The sequence below is a fragment of the Streptomyces ossamyceticus genome (assembly GCF_001418475.1).
GTDB classification, from domain to species: Bacteria; Actinomycetota; Actinomycetes; order Streptomycetales; family Streptomycetaceae; genus Streptomyces; species Streptomyces ossamyceticus.
The window spans coordinates 1-9,728 of sequence record NZ_LIQX01000484.1 but is presented as its reverse complement, the minus strand read 5'-3'; the positions used below and the strand labels follow the sequence as shown (position 1 = coordinate 9,728).

Below are 9,728 nucleotides of genomic sequence, written 5' to 3'. Positions count from 1 at the left end.
CTCCCGAACTCGGTCCTCCGTGCGCCGCAGCCGCTCGCGCAGGTCGCGGGCGTCGGCGATGGCCCGCTTCAGGTACTCGCGCAGCTTGTTCTCGGTGGTGGCGCCGGGTTCGTCGGGTGTGCTGGACATGCGTGCGTCACTTTCCTCGATGTGGGGGGTGAGGTGCCGGCTCCCGGCGGGGCGGGGCATGCCCCGCCGGGCGGGACGGTGTCCGGCCGCGTCAGTGCAGCGGGGCGCCGTCGTCGACCATGGCGAAGAGGTCGTCGTCGGAGGCCGTGTCGAGGTCGTGGTGGGGGTCGTGGTCCGGGACGTGGGCGATGGCGGCGTGGTCCGGCTGCCGCCAGGTCTCCAGCAGGTGCCGCAGCCGCTCGTCGAGGTGCCTGCGGTCCGGGTCGTCGGCCGGGACGTCGCCGAGGTGTCGGAGAAGGCCGTCGAGCAGGGTCAGCGCCTCCTGTGCCGGTGAGGCCTGCGGCGGGGCGAGTTCCGCGCGCAGCAGCTCCGCCAGGGCGTGGGGGGTGGGGTGGTCGAAGACGAGGGTCGCGGGCAGCCGCAGCCCGGTCGCGGCGCCGAGGCTGTTGCGCAGTTCCACGGCGGTCAGGGAGTCGAAGCCGAGTTCGCGGAAGGTCCGTTGGGAGCCGAGGGACTCCGGTGAGCCGTGGCCGAGGACGGTCGCGGTGTGGGTGTTGACGAGGTCCAGCAGCAGACGGTCGCGCTCGGGGTCGGACAGCGCGGCCAGCCGCTCGGCGAGGGCGGGCTCACCCGCGCCCTTGACCGCGGCGCGCCGCAGGACGGGGGCCTGGACGAGGGCGCGGAAGACGACGGGCAGGGTGCCCGCCTCGGCCTGGGCGCGCAGGGCGGCGGTGTCCAGCGCCACCGGTGCCACGGCGGCGGTGTCCGCGCCCAGGGCGGCGTCGAACAGGGCGAGCCCCCGGTCGGGGCCCAGGGCCCGCAGTCCGGAGCGGGACATGCGCCGCTGGTCGGTGTCGCCGAGCCCGGCGGTCATGCCGTCGCCGGACTGCTCCCACGCTCCCCAGAGCAGGGAGACGCCCGCGAGTCCCCGGGCCCTGCGCCGCGCCGCGAGGGCGTCGAGGCAGGTGTTCGCGGCGGCGTAGTTGGCCTGGCCCGGGTTGCCGGTGAAGCCGGACGCGGAGGAGAACAGGGCGAACACCGCCGGGTCGTGGCCGAGTTCGCGGGTGACGGAGTCGAGGTGGGCGGCGGCGTCGGCCTTGGGGAGCAGGACGCGGTGGAGCTGCTCGTCGGTGAGTCCCGCGGCGATGCCGTCGTCGAGGACGCCCGCGGTGTGGACGATCGCCGTGGTGGGCCGGTCGGCGGGCAGACCGGCCAGGGCGGAGCGCAGGGCGTCGCGGTCGGCGACGTCGCAGGCGAGGGTGGTGACGTCGGCGGCGCCCGCCGCGCGCAGGTCCGCCTCCAGCTCCGCGGCTCCGGGGGCGGCGGGGCCGCGGCGGCCGAGCAGCAGCAGGTGCCGGGCGCCGTGGCGGGTGACGAGGTGCCGGGCGACGAGGCCGCCGAGGTGGCCGCCGGCGCCGGTGACGACGAAGGTGCCCGTCGGGTCCGTACGTCGGGGCACGGTGAGGACGGCCTTGCCGACCAGCTTGGCCTGGCTGAGCGCGCGGAACGCGTCACGGGCCCGGCGGATGTCCCACACGGTCAGCGGGGGCGGGGTGAGCGCTCCCTCCGCGAAGAGGTCGAGGATCGCCCGGAGCATCTCGCGCATCCGGTCGGGGGACGCCTCCTGGAGGTCGTACGCCTGGTAGGTGACGCCGGGGTGGGCGGCGGCCACGTCCTGCGGGTCGCGGATGTCGGTCTTGCCCATCTCCAGGAAGTGGCCGCCGCGCGGCAGCAGTCCGAGGCCCGCGTCGACGAACTCCCCCGCCAGGCAGTCGAGGACGACGTCCATGCCCTGCCCGTCGGTGGTCCGCCGGAAGTGGTCGGCGAAGCCGAGGCTGCGTGAGTCGGCGGTGTGGTCGTCGTCGAGTCCCGCGGCGCTCAGTACGTGCCGTTTCCCGGCGCTGGAGGTGGCGTACACCTCGGCGCCCAAGTGGCGGGCGAGTTGGACGGCGGCGGTGCCGACGCCTCCGGCGCCCGCGTGGACGAGCACCTTCTGGCCGGGGCGGAGGCCCGCGAGGTCCACGAGGCCGTAGTAGGCGGTCAGGTAGGCGATGGGTACGGCGGCGGCCTGTTCGAAGGTCCAGCCGTCGGGCATCGGGGCCAGCCAGCGGTGGTCGGTGACGGCGACCGGGCCGAAGGTGGCGGGGCCGAGGCCCAGCACCCGGTCACCGGGCCGGAGGTCGGGCACGTCGGGGCCGACGGCGGTGACCACACCGGCGAGTTCGCCGCCGAGGCCGCGCATGCCGGGGACGAGGCCGAGGGCGACGACGACGTCCCGGAAGTTCACTCCGGAGGCGCGCACCTCGACCCGTACCTGGCCGGGGGCGAGCGGTTCACCGAGGCTGTCGGGTGCCGGGACGAGCGCGAGGTCGTCGATGGTGGCGCCGTCGCCCGCCCGGTCGAGGACCCAGGGGTCGGGGCCGGGCGGCGGCAGCAGCGCGGCGTCACGGGCCAGGGGGACCAGCCGGGGTGCGTGGACGGTGCCGCCGCGCAGGGCGAGCCGGGGTTCGGGGACGGCCACGGCGCGGGTGAGGACGGCGGCGGACGCCTCGTCGCCGTCCCAGTCGACGACGGTGAGCCGGTCGGGGTTCTCGTGCGCCGCCGAGCTGAGCAGGCCCCACACGGCGGCGGCGACGGGATCGGGGGCGCCTTCCTCGTCGTGGACGCGTACGGCGCCGCGCAACAGCACGGTCAGCCGGGCCGCGCCGGTGTCGGCGGAGTCGGCCAGCCAGCGGCGTACGGTGTCGAGCGCCTGTCCGGTCGCGGTGTGGACGGCGGCCACGGCTTCGGTGTCGCCGGGGTCGGTGCCCGGCGGGAGGGCGGCGTCGAGGGCGATGACGACCTGGTCGGCCGCCCGTGCGGCGGCGGCCGGGTCCGGGTGGCGGTCCGTTCCGGGCAGTGCGGGCAGCCGGTCGGGGTCGCCGACGAGCGCCCATTGGTCGGCCGGGGCGGCCGGCTCGGCCGGGGCGGGGACCTCCTCCCAGGCGGGCAGCAGGAGGTCGTCGGCCGACGCGGCGGCGGGCGTGGGGGCGGCCAGGTCGGGCGCGGCCCGGACGGTCAGCGAGCGGATCGTGGCCACGGGGCTGCCCGTGGGGTCGGCGAGCGCGAGGGCGAAGCCGTCCGGGCCGGTGGGAGTGATGCGCACGCGCAGCGCGGTCGCGCCGGTGGCGTGCAGGGTCACCCCGTCCCACACGAACGGCAGCCGGGCCTGGCCCGCCGCCTCGGCGAAGGGGCCGCCCGCGAACACGGCGGCGTGCAGGGTGGCGTCGGCGAGGGCCGGGTGGAGCGCGAAGTCGGCGGCGTCGGTGACCTGTTCGGGCAGGGCGACCTCCGCGTACACCTCGTCGCCGTGCCGCCAGGCGCGCCGGACGCCCTGGAAGGCGGGGCCGTAGGCGAAGCCGCCGGCGGAGAAGTCGGCGTAGAGGGAGGTGATGTCGACGGGGGCGGCGTCGGCCGGGGGCCAGGCGGTGTCCGTTCCCGGGCCGGTGTCGGGCTGTTCGGCGCCGAGGACGCCGTCGGCGTGGGTGGTCCACGCGTCGTCCTCGGCGGACTCCGGCTGGGAGACCACGCGCAGGCTCGACCGCCCGTCCGTGTCGGGTGCGACGACCACCTGGACGCGCACACCGCCGGTGGGGGGCAGCACCAGGGGCGCCTGAAGGACGAGTTCGGTGACCGTCAGGGCGGTGCGGGAGGTGGCCTCCAGCCGGGAGGCGGCGTGCAGGGCTAGTTCGAGGAGGGCGGTGCCGGGCACGAGGACGGTGCCGCCGACGGCGTGGTCGGCGAGCCACGGATGGGTGTCCAGGCCGAGGCGTCCGGTCAGCAGCAGGGTGCCGGTGCCGGCCACGGTGACGGCGGCGCCCAGCAGGGGGTGCCCGGCGGTGGGCAGTCCGGCCGCGCCGGTGCCGGCCGAGGCGCCCGGCTTGGGGCGCAGCCAGTAGTGCCGCCGCTGGAAGGCGTACGTCGGGAGTTGCTCCCGCCGGGTGTCGCGGCCCGCGAAGAAGGCCCCCCAGTCCACCGGGACGCCACGGGTGTGGAGGTGGGCCAGCGCGGTGACGAGCGCGCGTGTCTCGGGCTGGTCCCGGCGCTGGGCGGCCACGGGGCGCGGGGTGTCGTCGTCGCCGTCCGCGAGGGCGGTGAGCGCGGCGTCCGGGCCCAGTTCGAACGGGGTGGTGACGCCGGCCTTCCGCAGGGCGCCGGTCACGTCGTGGAAGCGCACGGTGTCGCGGACCTGGCGGGCCCAGTACTCCGGTGACCGCCACTCCTCGTCGGCCTGGAGGGCGCCGGTGACGCTGGAGACGACGGGGACGGTCGGCGGGTGGAACTCCAGTTTCCGTACGACGTCGCGGAAGTCGTCGAGCATGGGGTCCATCAGAGGCGAGTGGAAGGCGTGGGACACCTTCAGGCGCCGGGTGCGGCGGCCGAGGCCGGCGAAGTGCTCGGCGACGGAGGCGACCGCCGCGGCCGTGCCGGACGCGACCACGGAACGCGCTCCGTTGACCGCCGCCAGGGCTACGGTGTCCTCCTGGCCCGCGAGCAGGGGCGTGACCTCCTCCTCGGTGGCCTCCACGGCGACCATGGCGCCGCCTTCCGGCAGCGCCTGCATGAGCCGTCCGCGGGCGGCGACCAGGGCGCAGGCGTCGGGCAGCGCCAGCATTCCGGAGACATGGGCGGCGGTGAGTTCGCCGATGGAGTGCCCGGCCAGGTAGCGGGGTGTCACCCCCCAGCTCTCCACGAGGCGGAACAGCGCCACTTCCATCGCGAAGGTCGCCGCCTGGGTGTACTGCGTCTCGTCCAGCAGCGCGGCCGCTTCGGTGCCGGGCTCGGCGAACATCAGGTCCCGCAGGGGCCGTTCGAGGTGCTCGTCGAGTTCCGCGCAGACGGCGTCGAGGGTCTGCGCGAACACGGGGAAGACGGCGTGCAGTTCACGGCCCATGCCGGGGCGCTGGGCGCCCTGCCCGGTGAACAGGAAGGCGCAGACCTGTTCGTCGGCCAGTGCCGTGACCAGTCCGGGGGCCGGTTCCCCGGCGGACAGGGCCGTCAGGGCGCGGGCGAGGTCGTCGCCGTCGGCCGCGACGGCGACGGCCCGGTGTTCGAGGGCGGCCCGGGTGGTGGCGGTGGCGTGGCCGATGTCGACCAGGCGAGGGCCGGCGGGCCCGGTCGTGTGCGCGTGCAGTCTGGTGGCCTGGTCGCGCAGCGCGTCGGTGTCGCGGGCGGACACGAACACGGGGACGACGGGCAGCGGCGGGACGGTGGGGCGCGGCTCCTGGTCGGCTGCGGCCCGTCCGTCGCCGGTTCCCGCGGAGCTCCCGGCGTCCCCGTCCGCCGGTGCCTGTTCGAGGATCACGTGCGCGTTGGTGCCGCCCACGCCGAACGAGGAGACGGCGGCCCGTCGGGGACGGCCGAGGTCCGGCCAGTCACGTGGTGCGGTGAGGAGTTCGACGGCCCCGGCCGTCCAGTCCACCTGAGGGGTCGGCCGGTCGACGTGGAGGGTGCGGGGCAGCCGCCCGTGGCGCATCGCCATCACCATCTTGATCACGCCGGCGGCACCGGCGGCCGCCTGCGGGTGCGCCAGGTTGGACTTCACCGAACCCAGCCACAGCGGTTGCCCGTCGGGCCGCTCCGCGCCGTAGGTGGCCAGCAGCGCCTGGGCCTCCACGGGGTCGCCGAGCCGGGTGCCGGTGCCGTGTCCCTCGACGACGTCCACGTCGGCGGCGGTCAGCCGGGCGTTGGCCAGCGCCTGGCGGATGACGCGTTGCTGGGAGGGGCCGTTGGGGGCGGTCAGACCGTTGGACGCGCCGTCCTGGTTGACGGCGGTGCCGCGGATCACTGCGAGGACCCGGTGGCCGTGGCGCCGGGCGTCCGACAGTCGTTCCACGACCAGTACGGCCGCGCCCTCGCCCCACGCGGTGCCGTCGGCGGCGTCCGCGAAGGACCGGCAGCGGCCGTAGGGGGCCACGTTGCCCTGCCGGGTGCTCTCGACGAAGGTGAACGGGCTGGACATGACGGTGACTCCGCCGGCCAGCGCCAGGTCGCACTCCCCCGCCCGCAGTGCCTGCGCGGCCAGGTGCAGGGTGACCAGTGACGAGGAACAAGCGGTGTCCACGGTGAGGGCGGGGCCTTCGAGACCGAGCGTGTAGGCGACGCGGCCGGAGAGCACACTGCCCGCGATGCCGGTGCTCAGCAGGCCCTGTGCCTCGTCGGGCAGGGTGGACAACTCGCCGCCGTAGTCGTGGTACATGAGGCCCGCGTAGACGCCGGTACGGCTGCCGGCGAGGGACGCCGGCACGATCTGGGCGTGCTCCAGCGCCTCCCAGGACACCTCCAGGAGCTGGCGCTGCTGCGGGTCCATCGCCAGGGCCTCACGCGGTGAGATCCCGAAGAACCCGGCGTCGAACTCGCCGGCGTCGTACAGGAAGGCGCCCTCACGGGCGCGGCTGGTGCCGAGCCGGTCGTCCCCGGCGGCGAACAGGGCGTCGAAGTCCCAGCCGCGGTCGTCGGGCATGGCCCCCACGGCGTCGCGTTCCTCGTCCACCAGCCGCCACAGGTCGTCGGGGCCGTCGACGCCGCCGGGGAACCGGCAGCCGATGCCGACGACGGCTATCGGTTCGTTGTCGGCGTCCTCCAGCTGTTTGAGGCGTCTGTGGGCCTTGCGAAGGTCGCCTGTCATCGTGCGGATGTACTCGACGAGCCGCGCTTCGTCCGTCACTGGAACCCCCTGGGGTCGGAGCCGTGCGGATGTTCACCAGGGAGCGGGCACCGGCCGCCGCGGGACGGCAGGCCGAGCGATCCTGGATAAATTGGCGGATTCGAGTAGACAAGATCGTTGCCCCGCAGGAACACCCCTGACCTGACCCCCGGAGGTTAGGGGTGGGGTCAGGGGGCCGACGGCGGCCGGGCGGCGGCCGGTGGCTGTTAGCGTCCGAGGACCGCCAGCCCCCAGCTTCCGGAGCCGACAGGTGACCGTGCAGACCGAGGACAGGGATCTGTGGATCCGCCGCTACCACCCCGCCGCCGACAGTGATGTGAGGCTGCTGTGCCTGCCGCACGCCGGGGGCTCGGCGAGCTTCTACTTCCCGGTGTCCCAGGCCCTGTCCCCACGGGTCGAGGTGCTCGCGGTGCAGTACCCGGGCCGGCAGGACCGGCGCCTGGAACCCTGCGTCGAGACGATCCCCGAACTCGCCGACCGGCTGCTGCCGTTGGTCCTCGCGGAGGCGGACCGCCCGCTGGCCCTGTTCGGGCACAGCATGGGCGCGTCCCTCGCGTTCGAACTGGCGGGCCTGCTGGAATCGCGGGCCGGGGTGGTGCCGGTGATGCTGTTCGCCTCCGGCCGGCGTGCCCCCTCCCGGTTCCGGGTCGAGGACGATGTGCACCGGCGCGGCGACGAGGCGCTCCTCGCCGAGATCAAACGGCTGGCCGGCACCGACAGCCGCATCCTCGGCGACGACGAGGTACTGCGCATGGTCCTGCCCGCGATCCGCAGCGACTACCGCGCGGCCGAGCTGTACCGCCCCGCGCGGATACACCGTCTGACCTGCCCGATCACGGCCCTGGTCGGCGACACCGACCCCAAGGCCCCGCAGGAAGACGTACAGGCCTGGCAGAACCACACGACGGGCCCCTTCACGATGAGGACCTACCCCGGCGGCCACTTCTACCTGGTCGACCAGGCCCCCCAGGTCCTCCGACTGATCACCGAGACCTTGACCGACGTACGGCCGTCCACCCCGGTCGAGCCCTGATACCTGCCGGCGAAACCCGTTCACCGTCAAGTAGATGGGCGGAAGGGGGCGGCCCCTGTCGCGGCTGAGGACGTACTAGGGTCACCCGGTGACGAGTAGCGACACGACGTGTGGCCAGGCCGTGGGCGGCAGCGGGGCGTCGGTGGAGGCCGGTGGCCGGCGGGGGCGGTTGCGCCGCTTCGGGTATGTCGGGCGTCCGGGGGCCGACGTGCGGGAACGGCTGGTTCCGGCGTTCCCCGAGCCGGGGACCCGGCCGTGGGAGCGCCTCGGGCTCGGGGCGGTGGCGGCACAGCGGGTCGCGCACGCGATGGGCTGGCTGGGCCCGTTGCTCGTCGCGGCCCTGGCGGGCGCCGTCCGCTTCTGGGACCTCGGCCGGCCGCGCGCCGTGATGTTCGACGAGACGTACTACGCCAAGGACGCCTGGTCCATGCTCCGGCTGGGGTACGAGGGCACCTGGCCGGACCGGAAGATCGCCGACCCGCAGATCCTGGCGGACCCTCAGGTGATCTCGCTGACCGACCCGGGGACCTTCGTCGCGCATCCCCCCACGGGCAAGTGGGTCATCGCCGTCGGGGAGTGGATGTTCGGCCTCGACCCGTTCGGCTGGCGCTTCATGACGGCCGTCCTCGGCACACTGTCGGTGCTGATGCTGTGCCGAATAGGACGCCGGCTGTTCCGGTCGACGCTGCTGGGATGTCTGGCCGGCGCGTTCATGGCGATGGACGGCCTGCACTACGTGATGAGCCGCTCCGCGCTCCTCGACATCATCGTGATGTTCTTCGTGCTCGCGGCGTTCGGCTGCCTCCTGGTCGACCGGGACCGTGCCCGCGCCCGCCTCGCGGCCGCCCTGCCGGTCGACGACGACGGCCGCGCGAGACCGGACGCGGACGCCGCCGAGCACACCGGGACGGGGCCGCGGCCCTGGCGCCTCGCGGCCGGCGTCTGTCTGGGCCTGGCCGCGTCCACCAAGTGGAACGGCCTGTACGTCCTGGTGTTCTTCCTGGCCCTGACCGTGCTGTGGGACATCGCCGCCCGCCGTGTCGCGGGAGCCCGCCACCCCTATCGTGCGGTGCTCCGCAAGGACCTCGGCCGGTCGCTGCTGTCCGTCGTCCCCGTGGCCGTGGTGACGTATGTGCTCACCTGGACCGGCTGGTTCCTGTCCGACAAGGGCCACGGACGGCACTGGGCGGACGACCGGGGCGGCATCTGGGCGTGGATCCCGGCGCCGCTGCGCAGCCTGTGGCACTACGAGTACGGCGTCTACCAGTTCAACGTGGGCCTGCACACGGCGCACAAGTACGAGTCGAACCCGTGGAGTTGGCTGGTCCTCGGCCGTCCCGTGCTGTTCCACTACCAGTCGCCGCGGCCCGGACAGGACGGCTGCGCCACGGCCGTCGACTGCTCACAGACGGTCCTCGCCCTCGGCACCCCGCTGCTGTGGTGGGCGGCGTGCCTGGCGCTCGGGTATCTGCTGTTCCGGTGGGCGCTGCGCCGCGACTGGCGGGCGGGCGCGGTGCTGTGCGGAGTCGGCGCCGGTTATCTGCCGTGGTTCCTGTACCAGGACCGGACCGTCTTCTCCTTCTACGCCGTGGTGTTCGTGCCGTTCCTGTGTCTGGCCGTCGCGATGACCGTGGGCGCGCTGCTCGGGCCACCGGGCGCGGACGACAACCGCCGCTCCGCGGGCGCGATCGTCGCCGGCGCCCTGGTGCTGCTCGTCGCGTGGAACTTCATCTACTTCTTCCCGTTGTACTCGGGCCAGACCATCCCGTACGAGGGCTGGCGGGGCAGGATGTGGCTCGACACCTGGATCTGACCGTCCGTCGCTCCACACCCCGGCCCCGCCTGCCGCCCCACCACGGC

General features: G+C 74.7%; 4 protein-coding genes. 2 read left to right on the top strand and 2 right to left on the bottom strand.

Going from position 1 to position 9,728, the window contains the following annotated elements; translation table 11 throughout:
* Together AOK15_RS48915 and AOK15_RS30395 are read right to left on the bottom strand one after the other, a co-directional pair.
* Positions 1-129: polyketide synthase docking domain-containing protein (locus AOK15_RS48915; protein WP_167738876.1), on the bottom strand; the 129-nt coding region annotated here is incomplete at its 3' end.
* A 91-nt stretch (positions 130-220) separates the two neighbouring features.
* Positions 221-6,835, bottom strand: a complete 6,615-nt coding sequence (locus tag AOK15_RS30395; protein WP_055521549.1) for a type I polyketide synthase — start codon at positions 6,833-6,835, stop codon at positions 221-223.
* Positions 6,836-7,085: 250 nt separating this feature from the next.
* Between AOK15_RS30395 and AOK15_RS30390 the strand changes: the two genes are divergently transcribed.
* Positions 7,086-7,868 (top strand): thioesterase II family protein, encoded by a 783-nt coding sequence (locus AOK15_RS30390; protein ID WP_055521548.1) that lies wholly within the window; start codon positions 7,086-7,088, stop codon positions 7,866-7,868.
* A gap of 88 nt (positions 7,869-7,956) precedes the next feature.
* The gene (locus AOK15_RS30385) at positions 7,957-9,681 is read left to right on the top strand and encodes a dolichyl-phosphate-mannose--protein mannosyltransferase (RefSeq protein ID WP_079058800.1); all 1,725 of its coding nucleotides are present in this window, start codon (positions 7,957-7,959) and stop codon (positions 9,679-9,681) included.
* Positions 9,682-9,728: the final 47 nt, after the last annotated feature.